Source organism: Polymorphospora rubra (genome assembly GCF_018324255.1).
Classification (GTDB): Bacteria; Actinomycetota; Actinomycetes; order Mycobacteriales; family Micromonosporaceae; genus Polymorphospora; species Polymorphospora rubra.
The window spans coordinates 2378577-2399416 of record NZ_AP023359.1 but is presented as its reverse complement, the minus strand read 5'-3'; the positions used below and the strand labels follow the sequence as shown (position 1 = coordinate 2399416).

20 protein-coding genes, 1 tRNA gene, 2 pseudogenes and 1 riboswitch are annotated in these 20840 nt (G+C 72.4%); of the genes and pseudogenes, 13 read left to right on the top strand and 10 right to left on the bottom strand.

Annotation, left to right across the window (positions count from 1 at the left end):
* Positions 1–91 precede the first annotated feature (91 nt).
* The 3 genes from Prubr_RS11070 (at position 92) to Prubr_RS11060 (ending at position 1849) form a co-directional block, all read left to right on the top strand.
* Positions 92–164, top strand: a tRNA-Lys gene (locus Prubr_RS11070).
* 63 nt (positions 165–227) lie between these two features.
* Positions 228–695, top strand: coding sequence for an HIT family protein (locus Prubr_RS11065; RefSeq protein ID WP_212824615.1), 468 nt, complete (start codon positions 228–230; stop codon positions 693–695).
* Positions 696–754: 59 nt separating this feature from the next.
* Entirely contained in the window at positions 755–1849 is a 1095-nt protein-coding gene (locus Prubr_RS11060) for a P1 family peptidase (RefSeq protein ID WP_246568548.1), read from the top strand.
* Here the strand turns inward: Prubr_RS11060 and thiD are convergent.
* Positions 1834–2721: a bifunctional hydroxymethylpyrimidine kinase/phosphomethylpyrimidine kinase gene (gene thiD / locus Prubr_RS11055; protein WP_246568546.1), complete on the bottom strand. Its 888-nt coding sequence runs from the start codon at positions 2719–2721 to the stop codon at positions 1834–1836. The two genes, Prubr_RS11060 and thiD, sit on opposite strands and share 16 nt — an antisense overlap.
* Positions 2712–2811, bottom strand: a riboswitch (TPP riboswitch). Its footprint overlaps the gene before it by 10 nt.
* A 50-nt stretch (positions 2812–2861) precedes the next feature.
* Positions 2862–3440 carry a helix-turn-helix domain-containing protein gene (locus tag Prubr_RS11050; RefSeq protein WP_212824613.1) on the bottom strand — a complete coding sequence of 193 codons (579 nt, stop codon included), beginning with the start codon at positions 3438–3440 and terminating at the stop codon, positions 2862–2864.
* A gap of 66 nt (positions 3441–3506) precedes the next feature.
* On the opposite strand from Prubr_RS11050, the gene Prubr_RS11045 reads away from it, so the two are divergent.
* Positions 3507–4790, top strand: coding sequence for a benzoate/H(+) symporter BenE family transporter (locus Prubr_RS11045; protein WP_212824611.1), 1284 nt, complete (start codon positions 3507–3509; stop codon positions 4788–4790).
* On the opposite strand, the gene Prubr_RS11040 is transcribed toward Prubr_RS11045, so the two are convergent.
* The 4 genes from Prubr_RS11040 to Prubr_RS11025 form a co-directional block, all read right to left on the bottom strand.
* On the bottom strand, positions 4759–5103 hold the full coding sequence (locus tag Prubr_RS11040) for a hypothetical protein (RefSeq protein WP_212824609.1): 345 nt from the start codon (positions 5101–5103) through the stop codon (positions 4759–4761). The two genes, Prubr_RS11045 and Prubr_RS11040, sit on opposite strands and share 32 nt — an antisense overlap.
* Before the next feature lie 46 nt (positions 5104–5149).
* The gene (locus tag Prubr_RS11035; protein WP_212824607.1) at positions 5150–5383 is read right to left on the bottom strand and encodes a hypothetical protein; all 234 of its coding nucleotides are present in this window, start codon (positions 5381–5383) and stop codon (positions 5150–5152) included.
* 65 nt (positions 5384–5448) lie between these two features.
* Positions 5449–5913 (bottom strand): large conductance mechanosensitive channel protein MscL, encoded by a 465-nt coding sequence (mscL, locus tag Prubr_RS11030; protein WP_212824605.1) that lies wholly within the window; start codon positions 5911–5913, stop codon positions 5449–5451.
* Between the two features lie 40 nt (positions 5914–5953).
* Positions 5954–6664 (bottom strand): FadR/GntR family transcriptional regulator, encoded by a 711-nt coding sequence (locus Prubr_RS11025; RefSeq protein ID WP_212824603.1) that lies wholly within the window; start codon positions 6662–6664, stop codon positions 5954–5956.
* Positions 6665–6713: 49 nt separating this feature from the next.
* Between Prubr_RS11025 and Prubr_RS11020 the strand changes: the two genes are divergently transcribed.
* Positions 6714–8057, top strand: a complete 1344-nt coding sequence (locus Prubr_RS11020; RefSeq protein WP_212824601.1) for an MFS transporter — start codon at positions 6714–6716, stop codon at positions 8055–8057.
* Positions 8058–8064: 7 nt separating this feature from the next.
* On the opposite strand, the gene Prubr_RS11015 is transcribed toward Prubr_RS11020, so the two are convergent.
* Positions 8065–8427 (bottom strand): STAS domain-containing protein, encoded by a 363-nt coding sequence (locus tag Prubr_RS11015; RefSeq protein WP_212824599.1) that lies wholly within the window; start codon positions 8425–8427, stop codon positions 8065–8067.
* Positions 8428–8639: 212 nt separating this feature from the next.
* Between Prubr_RS11015 and Prubr_RS11010 the strand changes: the two genes are divergently transcribed.
* From Prubr_RS11010 to Prubr_RS10985, 6 genes and pseudogenes are all read left to right on the top strand, one after another.
* On the top strand, positions 8640–9503 hold the full coding sequence (locus tag Prubr_RS11010) for an STAS domain-containing protein (protein WP_212824597.1): 864 nt from the start codon (positions 8640–8642) through the stop codon (positions 9501–9503).
* Position 9504: 1 nt separating this feature from the next.
* A complete protein-coding gene (locus Prubr_RS11005; RefSeq protein ID WP_212824595.1) occupies positions 9505–9924 on the top strand; it encodes an STAS domain-containing protein in 420 nt (139 codons plus the stop codon).
* Positions 9921–10340 carry an ATP-binding protein gene (locus Prubr_RS11000; RefSeq protein WP_212824593.1) on the top strand — a complete coding sequence of 140 codons (420 nt, stop codon included), beginning with the start codon at positions 9921–9923 and terminating at the stop codon, positions 10338–10340. The genes Prubr_RS11005 and Prubr_RS11000 overlap by 4 nt, the downstream gene beginning before the upstream one ends.
* The gene (locus Prubr_RS10995; protein WP_212824591.1) at positions 10328–11365 is read left to right on the top strand and encodes a SpoIIE family protein phosphatase; all 1038 of its coding nucleotides are present in this window, start codon (positions 10328–10330) and stop codon (positions 11363–11365) included. Before Prubr_RS11000 ends, Prubr_RS10995 begins: the two co-directional genes overlap by 13 nt.
* Positions 11362–12741: an ATP-binding protein gene (locus Prubr_RS10990; protein WP_212824589.1), complete on the top strand. Its 1380-nt coding sequence runs from the start codon at positions 11362–11364 to the stop codon at positions 12739–12741. The genes Prubr_RS10995 and Prubr_RS10990 overlap by 4 nt, the downstream gene beginning before the upstream one ends.
* A 3-nt stretch (positions 12742–12744) precedes the next feature.
* A pseudogene (locus Prubr_RS10985) lies at positions 12745–14285 on the top strand (SpoIIE family protein phosphatase).
* A gap of 2 nt (positions 14286–14287) precedes the next feature.
* Here the strand turns inward: Prubr_RS10985 and Prubr_RS10980 are convergent.
* Positions 14288–14785, bottom strand: a complete 498-nt coding sequence (locus Prubr_RS10980; protein ID WP_212824587.1) for a DUF4352 domain-containing protein — start codon at positions 14783–14785, stop codon at positions 14288–14290.
* Between the two features lie 562 nt (positions 14786–15347).
* Here Prubr_RS10980 and Prubr_RS10975 point away from each other — a divergent pair.
* A pseudogene (locus Prubr_RS10975) lies at positions 15348–16291 on the top strand (threonine ammonia-lyase).
* 71 nt (positions 16292–16362) lie between these two features.
* On the opposite strand, the gene Prubr_RS10970 reads toward Prubr_RS10975, so the two are convergent.
* The gene (locus Prubr_RS10970; protein WP_212824585.1) at positions 16363–18471 is read right to left on the bottom strand and encodes a S9 family peptidase; all 2109 of its coding nucleotides are present in this window, start codon (positions 18469–18471) and stop codon (positions 16363–16365) included.
* 234 nt (positions 18472–18705) lie between these two features.
* Here Prubr_RS10970 and Prubr_RS10965 point away from each other — a divergent pair, with 234 nt between their 5' ends.
* Complete coding sequence (locus Prubr_RS10965) at positions 18706–20004, top strand: FAD-binding oxidoreductase (RefSeq protein WP_212824583.1); 1299 nt, start codon at positions 18706–18708, stop codon at positions 20002–20004.
* A gap of 41 nt (positions 20005–20045) precedes the next feature.
* On the opposite strand, the gene Prubr_RS10960 is transcribed toward Prubr_RS10965, so the two are convergent.
* Entirely contained in the window at positions 20046–20753 is a 708-nt protein-coding gene (locus Prubr_RS10960; protein WP_212824581.1) for a TetR/AcrR family transcriptional regulator, read from the bottom strand.
* Between the last annotated feature and the right edge of the window lie 87 nt (positions 20754–20840).

The window sequence follows — 20840 nt, the reverse complement described above, 5'->3', positions numbered from 1 at the left end:
GGCACCCGTACGACCGCGTCCGAGCCACCGTCGGTCCATGGGGAAGTAACTGTGCGACCCCTGGGCGCCGGTCAGGTAGCCTGGTCGGCGCGGGCTGCTAGCTCAATAGGCAGAGCTGTGGACTTTTAATCCATAGGTTCAGGGTTCGAGTCCCTGGCGGCCCACTCGGGATCCGGAAGACCTGCGGTCGTGCGACCTGCCGCGGGTGGCAGGTCTGGAGGGTTCGGATGGACGACGTCACCGGCTGTCTGGCCTGCGACCTCACCGCGGGCCGGGCAGCCGTACCGGGCGGCAGGGTTCACCAGACGCCGCACTGGGTGGTCGAGCACTGCGTCGGGCCGCTCGGGGTCGGCACGCTGATCGTCAAGCCGCTGCGGCACGTGGTCCAGGTCGCCGAGCTGACCGAAGGTGAGAGCGCGGAACTCGGTCCGCTGCTGCGGCGTACGGGATCGGCGGTGACGGCGCTGACCAGCCCGGAACAGGTCTACGTCTGCTTGTGGTCGCACGCCGGCGGCAGGCCCGGCCACATCCACTTCGTCGTCCAGCCGGTACGGCGCGAGGACATGAACGGCCACGAGCAGTTCGGGCCGGCGTTGCAGCTGGCGATGTTCCAGGCCGGCCGGACGCCTGATCCCCAGGCGGTGACGGCATTTGTCGGGCGGGTGCGCGACCATCTCGCGGCACAGCCCTCCTGACGGGCAGGATCGGCGAGGAAGCCGGGAAGGCGTAGCCAAGATTCAGGAGGCGTCCGGTCGTGCAGGAACCGCGTAGGGCCCGACAGCTCGGAATCGTCGTCGGTGGGCTGCCGGCGGGTGTCCACAACGCCATCACCGACGTCGCCGGCGTACGGGTCGGGCACACCACGATCGTGTCCGGCGAGACCATCCGTACCGGCGTCACCGCGGTCGTACCGGATCAGTTGCTCACCCGGCCGGCGCTGCCGGCCGGGCTGTCGGTCGGCAACGGGTACGGCAAGATCGTGGGCTCGACCCAGGTGGAGGAGCTGGGCGAGATCGAGACGCCGGTGCTGCTGACCGCGACCCTGTCGACGTTCCGAGTCGCGGACGCGCTGGTGACGTACCTGCTTTCGATGCCCGGACGGGAAGCCGCGCAATCGGTGAACCCGGTGGTGGCCGAGACGAACGACGGCTTCCTCTCCGACATCCGGGCCCGGCCGGTGACCGAGGAACACGTGCTCGCCGCACTGTCCGGCGCCACCGGCGGGCTGCCGGACGAGGGCTGTGTCGGCGCCGGCACCGGCACCGGCGCCCTGGGCTTCAAAGCCGGGATCGGTACGTCGTCACGGGTCGCCACGACCTCGCGCGGACCCGCGACGGTCGGGGTGCTCGTCCAGTCGAACTTCTCCGGCGTGCTGCGGGTGTGCGGGGTGCCGGTGCCGCGCGAGCGGGTGGGTGTGCCGGTGGCGCGGACGGCGCCGGGGCCGGTCGGACCGGGTGCGGACGCCGAGCACCCCGGAAACTCGTGCGTGATCGTGGTCGCTACCGATGCCCGCCTGGACGCCCGCCAGCTCGGCCGTCTCGCCCGCCGTGCCATCTTCGCGATGGGTCGGGTGGGGTCCGACTTCACCAGCGGCAGCGGGGACTACGCGCTGGCGTTCGCCACGGCGGAGGTGGACCTGCCGGTACTGCCGGAGTCCGACGTGGACCCGCTGTTCGCCGCCGTTCTCGAGGCGACCGAGGAGGCGCTGCTGAACTCGCTGTTCATGGCGACGACCACCGTCGGGTTCAACGGCCACGTCAGGTATGCGGTTCCGCACGACAGACTGCTCACACTGCTGCGCGAGCACGGGGTGGCCGGTGTGGGCCGGTCGGGCTACGAGGGATCGTGAGCGGCCCACAGGCCCGCGAAATGGCTGATCGGGCCGTTGCCGTGTCCAACCTGCAACTCCGCACCGTGGGCGATGCTCTCGGTCAGCCAGCGCTTCGCCTGGTCGACCGCGTCCTCCCACCCGGGTGACCGCGGGCGCAGGGTCGCCAGGGCCGACGACAGCGAGCAGCCGGTTCCGTGCGTGTTGGTCGTCTCGATCCGTTCGCCGGCGAACTCGACGACGTCCCGGCCGCCGGACAGCTGCCCGGCGGCGTCCACCAGCGCGTCGGGGGCGTACCGGTCATCGAGGTGCCCGCCCTTGGCCAGGACGGTCACGCCGTACGTGGTCGACACCCGGTGCGCCTGCTTCAGGACGTCGTCCCATCGGGACACTGTCGCCTCGTCGGCGAGGACGGCGAGTTCCGGGATGTTGGGGGTGACGAGGTCGGCGTGCCGGACGAGTTCCCGGATCGCGTCGACCGCGCGCTCGTCGAGCAGCCGGTCGCCGCTGGTGGCGACCATGACGGGGTCCAGGACCACGACCGGTGGCCGCTGCCGGCGGAGCCAGTCGGCCACCGCTTCGATGATGGCCGAGTTCGCCAGCATTCCGATCTTCACGGCGTCGATCTCGACGTCGTCGCTGACCGAGTCGAGCTGTTCGGTGAGGAACTCCACCGGCGGGATGTGTACGGACCGGACGCCCATCGTGTTCTGGGCGACCAGGGCGGTGACGACCGCCATGCCGTACCCGCCGTTGGCGGCGATGCTCTTCAGGTCCGCCTGGATCCCGGCGCCGCCGGTGGGGTCGGTGCCCGCGATGGAGAGCACCCGTGGTGTCTGTCGGTGGTTGGTCGGGTCGGTCGACCGCGGGGCGGCGGACAGGCGTGGTCTCACCCGGACATCCCTTCGCTAGTACGAACTAGATCAGGTTCGACGGGTGTGATCTCAGCCCGCTCGGAAGGGCGGGCACCCCGTGTCACTGCCGACATCGTATCCAGCCGGCGCGGTCGGTACGAGGCGCGGAATCCGGCGGTCTACGGGAGGGAGCGGCCCGGGTAGCGGATCAGCAGGCTCGCGTGCACCTCGTCGTCACCGACCGCGCCGTAGACGTGTGGTACGTCGGAGGTCCACGAGATGTGCTGGCCGGTGCCGGCGAGTACGGGGGCGTCGGCAGGGCCGGCGCGGAGTACTCCACTGAAGACGGTGAGGTGTTCGGTCACCCCCCGCTGGTGGGCCGGCGAGGTCTGCGGCGGCCCGGGCGGCACCCGCAGCCGGTACAGCTCGAAGGTGACGTCGTCCTCGTCGAAGGCCCGCAGCAGGGTCGCCTCGACCGCCGTACCGCGGATCGTCGCGGATTCCGTACCGGGCGCGGCGATCACGGCCGCCAGTGGTACGCCCAGCTCGGCCGTCACCGCGTAGAGCGTCTCCAGGGTCGGGTTCCGGGTGCCGTTCTCCAGGCCGGACAGGGTCGCCTTGCCGACGCCGGCACGTCGGGACAGGGCGGACAGCGAGATGCCCCGCGCCTCCCGGAGTTCGCGGACCCGTCGGCCGACCCCGGCGCCCTCGCCGCCTCCGTCGACCGCCGGTCGGCGGGTTGTACGACGCGAATCCATCCGGCTATGGTGCATGACCGAAGCGTTCCGTTTGCGGAACGGTGTGTTCGTGGGGGGAGGCCGCCGATGGGACGTCTGGCACAACCGGTGCTGGCCGGCGTGGTGACCGCCCTCGTCGGCTTCGCCAGTTCCTTCGCGGTGGTGCTCGCCGGACTGCGGGCCGTGGGCGCCACCGAACGGCAGGCCGCCTCCGGCCTCTTCGCCCTATGCGTCGTGATGGGGCTGGTGGCGATCCTGCTGAGCCTGCGCCACCGGCTGCCGATCAGCGTCGCCTGGTCCACTCCGGGCGCGGCCCTGCTGGTCTCCACCGGGGCGGTCGAGGGCGGGTTCCGCGCGGCCGTCGGCGCGTTCCTGGTGGCGGCCGCCCTCATCGTCGCGGCCGGCCTGTTTCCCGTACTCGGGCGGTGGATCGCCGCCATTCCGCAGCCGATCGCCAGCGCCATGCTGGCCGGCGTACTGCTCAGCCTCTGCATCGCCCCGGTCCGGGCGCTGATCGACGTACCGCTGATGGCGGCGCCGGTGATCCTCACCTGGGCGGTGCTGACGCGCTTCGCCCGCCGGTGGGCGGTGCCCGCCGCGCTCGTCGTGGCCGTCGTCGCGATCGCGGTGTCCGGCCCGCCCGGCGGCCTGGCCGGGGCGACCCTGCTGCCGGTTCTCGAGTTCACCGCACCGACCTGGAACCTGTCCGCGCTGGTCAGCGTCGCACTGCCGCTTTTCGTTGTCACGATGGCCTCGCAGAACGTGCCCGGCATGGCGGTCCTGGCCAACTACGGCTACCGGGCGCCGCTGCGCCCCATCCTGGTCGGCACCGGGATCGCCAGCGGCCTGACCGCGCCGGCCGGCGGCCACGTCGTCAACCTCGCCGCGATCACCGCGGCGCTGGTGGCCGGCCCGGACGCACACCCGGACCGGGACCGCCGGTGGATCGCCGCGGTGACGTCGGGCGTCGGCTACGTCGTACTCGGGTTGACGGCCGGGCTGGCCACCGCGTTCGTACTCCTCTCGCCGCCGGTGCTGGTCGAGGCGGTGGCCGGGCTCGCCCTGCTGGGTGCGCTGGCGTCCGCGCTCGCGGCGGCGGTGGCCGCCCTCGAAGGTCGGGAGGCCGCGGCGGTGACCTTCGTGGTGACCGCGTCCGGCCTGTCGGTGCTCGGGATCGGAGCGGCGTTCTGGGGCCTGGTCGCCGGTGGGCTCATGCTGCTGCTGATGCACCGCCGCCGGGGTCCCGGTGCCGCACCGGCCACGGAGCGCGTCGGAACACCGACCGAAAAGCACGCCGGAGCCGAGCCGTCGGCCCGGGACGGCGCGGCGGGTACGCCGGTCAGCGCCCGGACGTCAGCTGATCCGTCCTGACCTTGAGCAGTACGACGTCGCCGGTCACCTCGGCGATCTGGTCGGCCGCGACGTAGCGGTCGGGAGTGCCGTCGACGCGCAGGTAGCCGGCTCGTAGCAGCCGGGCGGCGGCGTCCGGCGGCACGTCCGGCGTGGCCGGCGTGCTCACCTCGGACAGGGCGTCGCCGGGGCCGTCCGGCGGCGCCTGCACGGTCACCGCGTTGGGGTCGCCCGGGCGGGACACGGCGACCCGGCCGATCTCCGCCCCGGTCGCGTCGACGACCCGCATCCCGGATTCGACCTCGGCGAACGGCGGCTCGGCTGATGGTCGCATGGCGCCTCGGTACCCCCGGCGACCGCCGTCAAACCCGGGCGCCCGCTCACCAGGCGGGTGGCCGGGCGGAAAGTTCCCGCCAGGTGTCGGGGCCGGCGAGCAGGGCGCGTACGGCGTCGAGGGCGTCGTCCTCGCTGCCGAACTCGTAGAAGCGGGAGACGCCCTCGGCGCCTCCCGCACGCTGTTCCACATGCCACCGGTCGGCGTCGGCGCGCAGGTAGACGTCCCGCCGGGCGAGTCGTCCCCACTTGCCGTTCCACCAGTGTTTCCGCTGCTCCATGCGCGGACCTTATCGAACAGATGTTCGACTATCGTCGGCGCCCCAGCGCCGCCGGGGTGCCGGACTCAGCGCTGCGCCGGCGGCTGCTCCCGGTTGACCAGCCGGTCGAGGGCGTCGCCGTCGCGGCCGGGCACCCGGCCGGCGGCGACCAGCGCGTCGCGGATCTCGGTGAGGAGCTTGACCTCCTCGCTCGGCGCGGCGGGCGGCGGCTCCTCGCCCCGCTTGCGCCGCTCGGCGAGCTTGTTCATCGGCATGACCACCAGGAAGTAGAGCACCGCGGCGGTGAGGAACAGGGTGATCGCCGCGTTGATGAACGCCGGCCAGTCGAACGGGACGCCCCGGAACGTCGGCGCGGTCTGGTCGAACCCGTTCTCGCCGGTGACCAGCAGGGTGATCACCCGGATCAGTGGTTCGAGGAACGACTTCGTGAACTGGGTCACCACCGCGGTGAAGGCGGCGCCGATCACGATACCGACCGCCAGGTCGACGACGTTGCCGCGCAGGATGAAGTCCTTGAAGCCCTTGAGCATTCCCAACCTCCGGGGAAGATTGCCGCTGTCGATCGACAACCTATGCCCGAAGGGGTGTCTCCAGGAACGCACCCGCCTCGCGCGTCGCGCGTTCGGTGTCGCCGGCCCGGATCGCCTCGACCAGGGCGGAGTGGTCGACGTACCGGTCGGGGTGCAGTTCCGGGCCGATCGCCTCGGTCAGCGTGGCGCGCATCGCCGTACCGAACGACGCGTACAGTTCGGCCAGCATCGAGTTGTGGGCCGCGGCCACGATCGTTGTGTGCAGTTCCGCGTCGGCGGCCACGAAGACCGCCAGCCGGCCGGACTCCCAGGCGGCCTCCCGGGCGGACAGTGCGGCGTCGAGCGCGGCAAGGTCCGCCGAGGTACGTCGCAACGCCGCGAGCCGGGCCGCCTCCACCTCGAACGCCCGACGTACCTCGACGGCCTCGGCGGCCCGGGTGGCCCGGACGACCTCCGGGGCCTCGGTGGGGGCGAGCCGGCGGGCGACCGCACCGGACAGTTCGTCGGTCGAGGTGACGTAGGTCCCGGAGCCCTGCCGGCACTCCAGGACGCCGGCGTGCACGAGGGCGCGGACCGCCTCGCGGACCGTGTTGCGCCCCACGCCGAGCGACGCCACGAGTTGCGGCTCGGTCGGGATCTTGCTGCCGAGCGGCCAGGCGCCGCGGGTCACCTGCTCGTTGAGTTGGTCGATGACCTGGCGGACGAGGGTCTGCCGGGCACCGGCGCGGGACCCCGTCGACGACAGTGTCATCGGTTACAGCTCCGGCCCGAAATCATCCCATGATTGTATGGTCGCCGGTATGACCCCGCCACCCACCGCCCTCGCCGAGGCGACCGCCGCGCGCGTCGAACCGTCGCCGACCACCACCGCGGCCCCTGCCCCGGCGATCGACGCGGCCGCCGGTCCGCCGGCCGCCGAAGGCTCCCCGAGCGGGTCGGCGGTTCGTGGCGGGCTGCTGGTCCTGGCCGGCATCCTGCTCGTCGCGCTCAACCTGCGTACCGCAGTCACCAGCCTGGGCGCCCTGCTCGACGAGGTCCGGGCCGGGCTCGGCGCGTCCGGGGCGATGGCCGGCCTGATCACCACCATGCCGGCGATCGCCTTCTCCGTCCTCGGCGCGACGACCCCGTGGCTGGTCCGCCGGCTCTCGCCGGCCCGACTGCTGGCCGTCGCGATGGCCGTCCTCGCCGGCGGACAGGTGCTGCGGGTCCTCACCGGCAACCCGTACGTCTTCGTGGCGCTGACCGCCGTCGCGCTGGCCGGTGTCGCCGTCGCCAACATCCTGCTGCCGATGCTGGTCAAGCAGTACTTCCCGGACCGGGCCGGACTGGTCACCGGGGCGTACTCGATGTCGTTGACGATCGGCACGACGGTGGCGGCCGCGGCGGCCGTGCCGGTCGCGCACGCGTTCGGCTCCTGGCGCTTCGGACTCGGCGCCTGGGCACTGCTCGCCGCGGTCGCGCTGCTGCCCTGGTTGCCGGCGGCGCTCCGGCGCACCCGGCGGCCGTCGGCGGCCGCGGCCGGTCCGACCCGCGGCGGCCGGCTCCGGCCCGGCCGTACCCGGCTCGGCTGGGCCATGGCCCTCTATTTCGGGGTGCAGTCGCTGGGCGGGTACGCGGCGATGGGCTGGCTGGCACAGATGTTCCGGGACGCCGGCTACTCGGCCCAGAACGCCGGTCTGCTGCTGGCGCTGGTCACCGCGTTCGGCATCCCGGTGGCGCTGGTCATGCCCTCGGTGGCCACCCGGGCGGGTGCGCTGCGGCCGGCGATCGTGCTGCTCTCGACCGCGATGGCGGTCGCCTACGTGGGCCTGGCGTTCCTGCCGTACGAGGGTGCCCTGCTCTGGGTGGCCCTGCTCGCCATCGGGCACGGGGCGTTTCCGCTGGTGCTGGTGACGATCGGCCTGCGGGCCAGGACGGCCGAGGGAACGGTCGCGCTGTCGGCGTTCGCCCAGAGCACCGGGTACGCGATCGCGGCGCTCGGCCCCCTGCTGGTCGGCATGCTCTACGCGGCGACCGGTGGCTGGCACCTGCCGATCGGTCTCCTGCTGGCCGCGGTGGTCGTGCAGACACTCGCCGGCCTGGCGATGGCCCGACCCCGCTATCTGGAGGACGAACCCGGTGCCGTGGCCGGCGCGTCGCGGTGAGCGGAGGTCAGCCGGCGGCCGGCTCGGTGGTGCTGCCGTCGGCGACCGCCTCGGCGACCGTCGGGTAGGTCTGCAACACCTCGACCAGTCCGCTGACCTCGAGGATGCGCAGCACGCCACGCTGCGGTGCGGCCAGCCGCACCACGCCGCCGGCCTCGTCACAGCTGTTCTTCGCCCGGACGAACACCGACAGGCCGGTCGAATCACAGAACGAGACCTCGGCGAGGTCGAAGACCAGCCGGTTCCGGCCCTTGTCGAGCAGATCTGTGATCTGATCCTGAAGTTGCGGCGCGGTCGCCATGTCGAGTTCGCCCGCGACCGACACGACGACCAGATTGCCCTGTTGCTCCGTGTGCACCGTCAACGACATCCGCGACCTCCCGCCTATCGTCCGAACGTTACTCCACGGTCAGCCATCCGTCCCGGATGGGGCGGGGCTCCGGGCGGGGCGGAAACGGCGAGCTGTGACGTCCGCGAAAATCGTTGACGCGCAGCAACTAACGCGGTGGAGTGCGGTGATAGAGTCCGCCCGGTCCGACCCGGCGGCGCACCGGCGGGTGACCGGGGGCGAGGGAGGCACGGATGGCACTGGACACGGACGAGACCGGCCGGCTGGCCGACCTGCTCACGCAGCACTCCGAACAGATCGTCGACCGCTGGACCGATCTGGTGGCCACCTCGCTGCGCGGGCGGCAGAGCCGCGCCGAACTCAAGCGGCAGGTGGAGGATCTGAACCGCGGCCTGCAGGCCGCGGTCGGCGGGGGCGGCGTCGACCTGGGCGACGAATCGGCCGCCGAACTGCGTGCCGTGCTCGCCGACCTGTCCCGCAGCCGGGCCCGCCAGGGCTTCAGCGCCACGGAGACCGCGGTCAGCGTATTCGCGCTGAAAGAGGTGCTGCTCGACCTGATCGACGTCCGCGGCGCCGACGCGACGGGGCTGCGGGACTACGTCGCGTTCAGCGCCTTCGTCGACCAGATGGGCCTGTTCACCTTCGAGACGTACACCAAGGCACGTGAGGAGCTGATCGCCGACCAGGCCGAGCAGCTCCTGGAGCTGTCCACCCCGGTCGTCAAGCTCTGGGAGGGCGTGGTCGCGGTGCCGTTGGTCGGCACCCTCGACTCGGCCCGCGCCCAGGTGGTGATGGAGCGGCTGCTCCAGACGCTGGTCGACACCGGATCGCCGTACGCGATCATCGACATCACCGGTGTGCCGGCCGTCGACACCCAGGTCGCCCAGCACATCCTGAAGACCGTCGTCGCCGCCCGACTGATGGGGGCGGACTGCATCATCTCCGGCATCCGGCCGCAGATCGCCCAGACGATCGTGGCCCTGGGCATCGAGTTCGGCGACATCGCCACCAAGGCCACCCTCGCCGACGCCCTGCGGCACGTCCTGCGACTGACCGGGGTCGACTCCACCCGTCGTACGGCGCGGAAGGCCTTCTGAGGTGGAACGCGTACCGGTTCTGAAGATCGGCGACATCCTGCTCGTCTCGATCCAGATCGACATGCAGGACCAGACCGCCGTCCAGCTGCAGGAGGATCTGGCCGAGCGGATCGTCGCGACCGGCTGCCACGGTGTGATCATCGATATCACCGCCCTGGACATCGTCGACTCGTTCGTCGGCCGGATGCTCGCCACGATCGCCTCGATCTCCAAGGTGCTCGACGCCGAGACGGTCGTGGTGGGCATGCGGCCCGCCGTGGCGATCACCCTCGTCGAGTTGGGCCTGTCACTCAACGGGATCCGCACCGCGCTCAACGTCGAGCGCGGCATCGAACTGCTTGCCCGGCCGGACGATGATCTCGAGTTCGACGACGAGGACATCGACTCCACCGAGGCCGAGCCGGTGGCGAAGTCGCCATGACCGCCGGGCTCGAAACCGGCCAGACCCAGACGCAGACCATCGCCGCGGACGAGGACGTCGTACGTGTCCGGCAGCTGGTGCGTACGGTCGCGGTGGCGGTCAAGCTCTCGCTGGTCGACCAGACCAAGCTGGTAACCGCAGCCAGCGAACTCGCCCGCAACACCCTGGTCTACGGGGGCGGCGGCTCGGTGTCGGTCGCCGTGGTCGACAACGGCCGCCGGCGCGGCATCCAGATCGTCTTCGCCGACGACGGGCCCGGGATCACCGACCTCGACCTGGCGCTGACCGACGGCTACACCACCGGCGGCGGCCTGGGCCTGGGCCTGAGCGGCGCCCGCCGGCTGGTCGACGAGTTCGACATCGAGACCGCGGTGGGCCGAGGCACCCGCGTCACGGTGACCAAATGGTCCCGCTGATCGGAGCAGCCGTGGCGAACCCGGAGAGACTGGGCGACGAGGGCATCTGGTTCCGCGTCGAGGAAGCCAGCAGCGCCAGCGCCGTCCGGCGGGCCGCCGAGCGGCTCGCCGCCCAGATCGACCTCGGCGCCGGCCCGACCGCCGCGCTGGCCATCGCCGCCGCCGAACTCACCAGCAACCTGGTGAAGCACGCCGACGAGGGTGTGCTGCTGCTGCGACCGGTACGCGCCGACGATATCGCCGGAGTCGAGATCATCGCGGTCGACTCCGGGCCGGGCATGGTCGACCTGGCCTACTCGGCCCGCGACGGCCACTCCACCGCCGGCACGCTCGGCATCGGACTCGGTTCGATCGCCCGCCAGGCGAGCTGGTCCGACGCGCACAGCGTGCCCGGACGCGGCACCGTACTCGCCGTGCAGGTGTGGCCCGGGCCGGCGCCGGCACCCGGCTGGGCCGGTGGCGTCGTCCGGCCGCTGACCGGCGAGATGGTCAGCGGCGACGGGTTCGCCGTCCGGGTCACGCAGGGAAGGCACCAACTCCTGCTCTGCGACGGACTCGGCCACGGCCCGCTCGCCGCCGCCGCCACCGCGGCCGCCGTGTCCGCCTTCCACACCGCTCCGGCGGTGCCGCCGGCCGCGCTCGTCGAGCACCTGCACCGCGCGCTGGGTCACACCCGTGGCGCCGCGGTTGCCGTCGCCGAACTGGACGCCGCGGCCGCCGTCGTCCGCTATGCCGGGCTGGGCAACATCGCCGGCGTCGTCATCGACGGGAACACCCGCCGGGGCATGGTGTCGATGCCCGGCATCGCCGGCCACCAACGCCGCGTCGTCCGGGAGTACGACTACGCGCTGCCCCGTACCGGGGTGGTGATCATGCACTCCGACGGGGTCGCCGACCGGTGGCGGGCGGACGACTACCCGGGCCTGCTCACCCGGGCCCCGCAGCTCATCGCCGCGACCATGCTGCGCGACGCCGGCGTACGGCGGGACGACGCCTGCGTACTCGTCGCCCGGACACCCGGATGAGCGGGCCGGACGGCCGGTCGGCCGAGGCCGATCCGACGCTGATCCTGTCGATGACGCTCCGGATCGAGCAGGACATCTTCGTCGTACGTCAGCGCGGCCGTGAGGTGGCCGACGCGGTCGGCTTCGAACACCAGGACCAGATCCGGATCGCCACCGCGCTCAGCGAGGTGGGCCGGCTCCTGTTGTCGTGCGGCGGTCCCGCCGACGTGGCATTCTTCGCCCAGACAGGAGGTCTTCGACCGGCACTGCGGATCGAGGTGCGACCGGCCGCCGCGGTACGGGTCGGCGACCTGCCCGGCGGGCACCTCGCCGCGGTCGGACGATTGGTGGACACGTTGGAGATGGACGACGACGAGACGGCGATGGTCGTACGGATGTCGCGCCGATTCCCGGCCACCGCGCCATCGCCCGGCCCGGAGCGGATCGCGGAGCTGCGCGCCGAGCTCGAGGCCAGTCTGCCGGGGACCCCGCTCGACGAACTGGCCGTACAGAACGAGCAACTGCTGACCGCGCTCGAGCAGGTACGCACCCACCGGGACCACCTGGCCCGGCTCAACGAGGAGCTGGAGGAGACCAACCGGGGCGTGATGGCGCTCTACGGGCAGCTCTCCGAAGAACTGGAGGAGACCAACCGGGGCGTCGTCGCGCTCTACGCCGAACTCGACGAGAAGTCGTCGCAGTTGCGGGCCGCCAGCGAGGCGAAGAGCCGGTTTCTGGCCAACGTCAGCCACGAGCTGCGGGCGCCGGTCACCGCCATCATCGGGCTCGGGCGGCTGATGGCCGATCCGGCCTCGGATCCGCTGACCCCCGAGCAGACGACCCACGTGGAGCTGATCCGGTCGTCGGCGGCAGACCTGCTGTCGCTGGTCAACGATCTGCTCGACCTCGCCAAGGCCGAGTCGGGCCGAATCGAGCCCAACTGGTCCGACGTCGACCTGCGGATGGTGTTCGGCCAGTTGCGGGGCACCCTGCGCGCCCTGTCCACCCCCGACGTGCGGCTGGAGGTCGAGGACCCGCCGGCACCGTCGGTCATCCGCTCCGACGAGGTGCTCCTCACCCGCGTACTGCGGAATCTGCTGCACAATGGGCTGAAGTTCACCGAAAGCGGCGAGGTCCGGATGCGTGCCGAGACGGTGGCCGGCGGCTGGCGGGTGTCGGTCGTCGACACCGGCCCGGGTATCCCCGCCGAGCTGCACCAACGGATCTTCGAGGAGTTCTACCAGGTGCCGGGCACTGCGAAGGCGGGGACGGGGCTCGGTCTGCCGTACGCGCGGCGACTGGCGGGCCTGCTCGGTGGTTCGCTGGAACTGACCAGCGAACCGGGGCGGGGCAGCACCTTCACCCTCGTCCTGCCCGTGGCTGGCGACGGGGCCTGACCGGTGGGGCCCGACCCGGCGACCGTGCTGGTGGTGGACGACAGCGTCACCAAGCGCTACCTGCTGGTCAACTGGCTGACCCGGGCCGGATACCGGGTCGTCGAGGCGGAGACCGGTGGTCAGGCCCTGGCCATGGTTGGCGAGCTGCCGATCGACCTCGTCGTGCTCGACGTGCGGCTGCCGGACATGAACGGGCTCGACGTCTGCGAGAAGATCAAGTCCGATCCGCGGCACTCCGCCCTGCCGGTCATCCACGTCTCCGCGCACGCCGTCGACGTCATCGACCGGGCCCAGGGGCTGACCCGGGGCGCCGACGCCTACCTCGCCGAGCCGATCGAGCCCGAGGAACTGGTCGCGACCACCCAGGCGGTGCTGCGCTACTACCGGGCCCGGCAGCGGGCCGAACTGCTCGTCCGCCGGCTCAGCCTGCTCGCCGACGCGACGCTCGCGGTCAACTCCGCGCCCACGCTGATCCGGCTGATCGAGGCGGCGGCTGCCGGAGCGGCCCGGATCTACGACGCACCGGCGGTGGTCGCCGCCGAGAGCAGCGACGGTGAATGCCTGGCCGCGGTCACCACCGGACCGGCCGCCGAGCCGTGGGTGCGGCCGTGGGCGATCAGCGGCCCGGACACGCCGGTCGGCTCCAGCGTCCGCAACGAGCCGCGTGACCGGTGGACCCTGCTGGACTGGCCCGAGGAGGAGGTGGCCGTCGCGTCGGCGCGGCTGCGTGCCGACCGACCCCCGCTGTACGTCGTGGTGCCGGCGAGTGGGCCGCTGCCCGGGGTGCCGGTGCTCGGTCAACTGGCGCAGGCGGTCGCGGCCGCCGTCGAGGCACAGCGGTCGTACGACGAGGAGCACCGCATCGCGGTCACCCTGCAACGCAGCCTCCTGCCCCGCCGCATACCCGAGATCGCCGGCCTGGACCTCGCCGTACGCTACGAGCCCGCGAGCGCGCAGACCGAGATCGGTGGCGACTTCTACGAGCTCGCGATGATCGGCGGGCAGTTGCTCGTCGCGATCGGCGACGTCGCCGGCCACTCGCTGCACGCCGCGACGGTCATGGCCGAGGTGCGGCATGCCGTCCGGGCGTACGCGGTCGAGGGCCACCAGCCGGGGCCGTCCTCGAACGCGTCGACGAACTGCTGCGTACCCTGCTTCCCGGTGAGCTGGCCACGGTCTGCCTGCTGTTGCTCGACCCGGCCACCGGGCGGGTCCGGATGGCCAGCGCCGGCCATCTCCCGCCGCTGCTGGTGACCGATCGCGGGGTCGACTACCTGGAGCGCCGGGCGCCGCTGCTCGGCGTACGGGCCCGGCGTCCCGACGACCTCGAGTTCACCCTGCCACCCGGGGCGACTCTGGTCCTCTACACCGACGGGCTCATCGAGCGGCGCGACGCCGACATCGACGAGGGGCTGCGGGCCCTGGCCACCTGCGCGGCAACGGTCGACGCCGACCTCGACCGGTTCTCCGAACGGCTGCTGGTCGAGCTGGCCGCTCCCGAGATCCACGACGACATCGCCGTCGTCGCCGTCCGGCGCCGCTGACGTCACTCGGTACGGACGGTCACCCCGGGCGAGCCTTTCGCGCTGTGCAGCCGGAGGCGGACGATCCGGGCATCCGGCGGGATGTCGTAGACGACCACGCCGGTGACCTGGTTGCCGGGATTGAGCTGATCGGGGAAGACCTGCTGGTCGATGTTGGCGAGCGCCCCGGCACCACTGTCCGCGCCGAACTGCTTGTCCGTCGGGCCGTACGCCTTCTGGAGGTTGTCGGAGAACGTCGCCGGGCGGTCGCCGACGTTGCGTACCACCAGGTCGACCAGGCAGAACTGGCCGACGGCGCTCTGGTTGACGAACAGGTCGCCGATGCGGCCGATGCCGCACTCGAGACCGATCACCCGGAACTCCAGGTCGCCATCGCGGGCCGGCTGGTTAAGCCCGACGGTACGGCCACCGCGGTCGCGCGCATCGTCATAGAAGTCGCGTCCCCAGAACAGGGCGCTCACCGCCACCCCGACGCAGCAGCAGAGCAGTACGACGGCCACGATCACGATGATCAACGCGAGCCGGCCGCGGCGTTCCGGGGGCGGCTGGTGGGGTTGGCCGTACGGGGGCGGAAGGTCGGGTGGTGGGGGAAGGTCGGGTGGCGGTAACGAAGACTGCCCGCCGCCGAGCGGCGGTGCGGTCGCCGCGGTCTCGGGTGTGGACCAGTCCGGCGGCCGGCCCTGTTGGCCCGTCGGACCTGGGCCGGTCGGACCTGGGCCCGTCGGGACCTGTTGGCCGGTCGGGCCCGGCCAGGTCGGGCCCGGGCCGGGCGGACCGGTGTGAGTGCCGCCGGACGGGGTGGCCGGGCCGGGCTCTCCGGCCGGCCGGGGCTGGTCTGCTGGTCCGGGTGGTTGGTTGGCTGGCCCGGGGCCGGCGGGGTCGGTCGGGTCGCTGCCGGCCGGATCGTGCCTGCTCATCGCGGTCCCCCGAATCGCGCGCTTTGCCCGATTCTAGGTGTCGGGGGCTCCGCTGTTTGGTGAAACAGTTTCAAGTCGGCGGTGCGGTCCACCGGAGCGGGACTGGACCGCGCGGCGCCCCGGCCGGCGCCCGCATAGTGGTGGCATGCGACTGGTGACCCTCGACGAGATCAGAGCCGCGGCCGCGTCGATCGACGGCGTCGCCCTGCGTACCCCGCTTGTGCCCTGCCGGTGGGACGACGGCCTGACGCTGAAGGCCGAGAGTCTCCAGCCGGTCGGGTCGTTCAAGCTACGCGGCGCGACCCACGCCGTCGCCTCGCTGCCCCCGACGCCCGCGCCCGCGGCGTGGTCACCCACTCGTCCGGCAACCACGGCCAGGCCCTCGCCTACGCGGCCCGCGCCGCCGGAGCGCCCTGCACCGTCGTCATCCCCGAGGGCGCGCCCGCGATCAAGATCGACCAGGTGCGGGCCCTCGGCGCCACCGTCGTGATCGTCCCGCCGGCCGAGCGGCTGACCGAGGCCCGGCGGATCGCCGAAGCGGCCGGACTGACGCTGATCCCACCCTTCGACGACCGGTCGATCATCGCCGGCCAGGGGACCGTCGGGCTGGAGATCGTGGAGCAGGCCCCCGACGTCGACGTGGTGCTCGTGCCGGTCGGTGGCGGCGGGTTGGCGTCCGGGACCGCCGCCGCCGTCAAGGCGCTCGCTCCGCACGTCGCCGTGATCGGCGTGGAGCCGGAGTACGCGGCGGACGCCCGCGACTCCCTCGCCGCCGGCGAGGTCGTCGTCTGGGACCTGGCGGACACCTACCGGACCAGCGCGGACGGGCTGCGCACGAACCTGTCCGAACTCACCCTCGCCCACCTCGGTCGGTATCTCGACGGCATCGTGACCGTCACCGAGGACGAGATCCGGGCGGCGAACGCCCGCCTGGTGCGCGACGCCCGCCTGGTGGTGGAGCCGAGCGGGGCGGTGACGACGGCGGCCCGGATGTTCCGGGCGGGCGAGCTGCCGGGTGGCCGTACCGTCGCGGTGGTCAGCGGCGGCAACATCGACCCCGCCCTTCTGGCCACCCTGGCCACCCTTTGACCCATCCCCGCGATCTTGCACTGGTCGCCCGACAGGACGGGGGAGACCAGTGCAGGATCGCGGAGGGATCGTCAGGCGGACGGGGGCAGGTGGTCGAGGATCCAGGCGTTGATGAACGCCTCTTCCTTCCAGGCGTCGTAGCGGCCGCTCGGTCCGCCGTGGCCGGCGCCCATCTCGGTCTTGAGCAGGTAGGAGCCGCCCGGGGCGACCGCCCGCAGCCGGGCGACCCACTTCGCCGGCTCGTGGTAGAGCACCCGCGTGTCGTTGAGGCTGGTGACCGCCAGGATCGCCGGGTAGTCCACCGCCGCCACGTTCTCGTACGGCGTGTAGGTCTTCATGTAGGCGTAGACCTCGGGGTCGTGCAGCGGGTTGCCCCACTCCTCCCACTCGGTGACCGTGAGCGGCAGCGACGGGTCGAGGATCGTGTTGAGGGCGTCGACGAAGGGCACCTGCGCGACGATGCCGGCGAAGGCGTCCGGTGCCAGGTTGGCGACCGCGCCCATCAGCAGTCCGCCGGCCGAGCCGCCGCGGGCCACCAGCCGGTCGGTTGACGTCCAGCTGCTCTTCACCAGGTGCCGGGCCGCCGCCACGAAGTCGGTGAAGGTGTTCTTCTTGGCGAGCATCTTGCCGTCTTCGTACCAGCGGCGGCCCATCTCGCCGCCGCCGCGGATGTGCGCCACGGCGAAGATCGCCCCACGGTCGAGCAGCGACAGCCGGGCCACCGAGAACCACGGGTCCATGCTCGCCTCGTACGAGCCGTAGCCGTAGATGACGCACGGCGCGGATCCGTCGCGCGGGGTGCCGGCCCGGCAGACCAGTGAGATCGGGATCCGGGTGCCGTCGTCGGCGAGCGCCCAGTCACGGTGCTGCTCGTAGTCGGCCGGGTCGAACGGCCGCCCGTCCGGACCCGGCAGGACCGGCTTGCGCCGGCGCAGGGTCAGCCGGCGGGTCACCAGGTCGTAGTCGTAGATCGAATCCGGGGTGACCAGCGAGGTGTAGGAGAGCCGGATGGAGTTGGTGTCGTATTCGGGGTTGGCGGACAGTCCGACGCTGTAGAGCGGTTCGGGGAAGTCGATGTCGAAGGTGTCGGTGCTGCCGATCGGCAGCACGCGCAGCCCGGTGAGACCGTCCTTGCGGAGCGACACGACCAGGTGGTTGGCGAAGGCGTCGACCGACTCCAGCCGGGTGCCGGGGGAGTGCTCGATCATCGGCACCCAGTCGCCGGGCGCGTCGGCCGAGGTGTACGCCAGCGCGAAGTCCTCGGCACCGTCGTTGTGCAGGATCAGGAACCGGTGCCCGTGGTGCTCGACGGAGTACTCGACGCCCTGCCGGCGGGGGGCGATGACCGCCGGCTCGCCGGTCGGGTTGCTCGCCGGGATCACCCGGACCTCGCTGGTGATCTTGCTGTGTACGTCGATGACGACGAACTTCTCCGAGCGGGTCAGTTCGATGCCGACCCAGAAGCGCTCGTCGGCCTCCTCGTAGACAACGACGTCGTCGGCGGCGGGGCTGCCGACCGTGTGCCGCCACACCCGGTGCGGGCGCCAGGCCTCGTCGACGGTGAGGTAGAACAGCGTCGACCCGTCGGCCGACCAGGCGCTGCCGTAGAAGGTGTCGGGCACCTCGTCGGGCAGCACCTCACCGGTCCGCAGATCCTTGATCCGCAAGGTGAAACGCTCGTCGCCCGCGAAGTCCGTCGAGTACGCCAGCAGGTTGCCGTCCGGGCTGATGTCGAAGGTGCCGAGCGCGAAGAAGTTCTGTCCTTCGGCGAGGGCGTTGCCGTCGACCAGGATCTCCTCGCCGTCCAACGGCGCACCGTCGGCCGGCATGGGCGGCTCGGTCTCGCCGTCGCGGATCGCGCGGCGGCACTGGATCCCGTACTGCTGGCCCTCGACCGTCCGGGTGTAGTACCAGTACCCGCCCTTGCGGGTCGGCACCGACAGGTCGGTCTCCTGGGTGCGCTGCCTGATCTCGGCGAACAGCGTCTCGCGCAGGTCCGCCAGGTGGGCGGTGCTGGCCTCGGTGAAGTCGTTCTCCGCCTTCAGGTAGGCGATCGTCTCCGGGTCGTCCTTGCGGGCGAGCCAGGCGTATTCGTCGATGACGGTGTCGTCGTGGTGGGTGCGCTCGGCGGGTACCCGTTTGGCGACGGGGGCGGCGGTGGCGGGCGTCTCGGTCGTCACGACGGCCACGTTACCGCCCGGCGTCGCGGCCACACGTGCCGCGCACGCGCGGCCCGCGCGTACGTCCCGCCGGTGTCGTCGAACGGTGGACGTCCATTGCGACGCGTTCGAACATGTGTACGATCGGTGGTGGTTGATTTCGCCTCGTCCCGCCTCCCGTCCACGTCACGTGCGACCGGCCCTGGCTGACGAGGCGTCACGGGGCTGACGAGGCGCTACGGGGATGAGGTGACGATGGCACCGGCGAGTGGTCCCGATCTGGTGCGGCGATTGGGGGAAATCTGTGGGTCCCGGTTCGCCCGGGCCGCCGGGCCGGCCGATCTCGTGGCCGGCGTTCCGGCCCGATGGGTGGCCGCGCCCGGATCGGTCGACGACGTGAGCGCCGTGTTGCGGGTCGCTGCTCAGGAGGATCTCTCCGTGGTCGCCCGCGGCGCCGGTTCGAAGATCGACTGGGGGGCGCCGGCCGCCCCGGTCGACATCGTGCTCGACACCGGCCGGCTCGCCGGCATCCGGCCCGGCGCTCCGGACGAACTCGTCGTCGAGATCGGCGCCGGCACGCCGCTGCGCGCGGTGCAGGCGGCGCTCGACCGGGTCGGCCAGCGCCTGCCCCTGGATCCGCCGTCACCCGGCGCGACCGTCGGTGGGGTGGTCGCCGCTGACGAGGCCGGCCCCCTGCGCCAGCTCCACGGCACCCCGGCCGACCAGCTCGTCGGGCTCAGCTACGTCGACGCGTCCGGCGCCGTCACCCGCTCGGCAGGCTGGTCGGCGGCGTGGACGCCGGGACCCGACCCGGCCCGGCTGCTCTGCGGTTCGCTCGGCGCGCTCGGCGTCGTGGTGTCGGCCACCCTGCGGGTCCAGCCGACCCCGGCCAGCCGGGTCTGGGTGTCCCGGTCGGTCTGGACACCGCTGGAGATGCACGACGTGGTGCGTGACGTACGGGAAAGCGGGCTGGCTCCCGCCGCGATCGAGGTCGACCTGCGCCCGACCCCGCAGGCACTGGGCGCCGGTGCCCGGACGACCCGCCCGTCGGCCGGGCCCGGCACCCTGTCGATGCTGCTCGAAGGGGGTCCCGCCGAGGTCGCCGAGCGGGTCGCCGAGCTGACCGCGGTCGCCGGCGGGAACGCGCAGGCGTACGGCGGGCCGCCCGACTGGTGGCGGCGCTACCCGTTCGGAGCCGGTGACGTGGCGCTCCAGCTCGACGTGCCGGTCGGGGACCTGCACGCCGCGATCTACGCGCTGCGCGACGCCGCCGGCTCGGCCGTGCCCGTACGCGGTTCGGTCGGCGTCGGAGTCGTGCACGCGGCGCTGCCCGGCCGGCTGCCGCCGGAGCGGGTGGCCGCGATCCTGGCCGCGGTGCGCGGGGTGCTGCTCGGCCGGGGCGGCACCTGTGTGGTGGTCGCCGCGCCGACGCCGATCAGGGAGGCCGTCGACCTGTGGGGCGACCTTGCCACCCTGCCCCTGCTACGCCGGATCAAGCACCGCTTCGACCCGCATGCCCGGCTCGCCCCCGGCCGCTTTCCGGGCAACCGCTGACCGCGTAAGCCCTGGCCGGGCGACCCTGGGGCAACCGTCCGCTAGTCGGCCGGCACCGGTGGGCCCGCCTCGTGCGCCGGGGCGCACCCGCCCTGCCCGGCCAGCAGGGTGTCGATCAGCGTCCGGGCCAGCCACCGCTCGTAGTCGACGGCGCTCCAGCCGCAGATCCCGGTGAGGCGCTCGAAAACCTCGATCGAGGTCAGCGCGTATATGTGGTCGGCCGCGCGGTCGACGGTCAGGCCGGCACGGAGAGCGCCCACCTGGGCCAGGTGGTCGGCCGGCCCACGGCTGCCGACCAGCCGCTGCCGCTCGGTGTCCGCCAACAGTTCGTCGATGCCGACATCGCCGGACCCGGCGCTCGCGGCCGCCCGCAGCACCCGGTGCACCGCGCCGATCCGCTGGAAGACGCCCGTCGCCATGGCCGCGTAGAGCTCCAGCTTCCGCGTCGGGTCGGGTTCGGCGATGATCGCGTGCACCTGCGGCCGATCACTCTGTGGCACCGGCTGGGCGTCACCGGCCAGGGCCACGTCGTAGACGAGCCTGGCCAGGCCGGGCTTGCCGCCCGGGCAGGACGTGTACAGCGTCTGCACGGCCACGCCCGCGGCGCGGGCCACGTCCGCCATGGTCGTGCCGGCGTATCCGTGCTCCAGCATCAACTCGCGGGCCGCCTCGGCGATCCGCTGCCGGGTCGCGGCGGCCTGCTCCTGGCGCAGGTCGCTGGTGTAGCGCCGCTTCGGCTGCTTGCGCACCGCCCCATCCTGCCAAAGAATTGACTGGATCAAGCTCTAATGAAATTATGCCGTTCTAAGTAATTGTCGGGTGAGAGGCGGAGACCG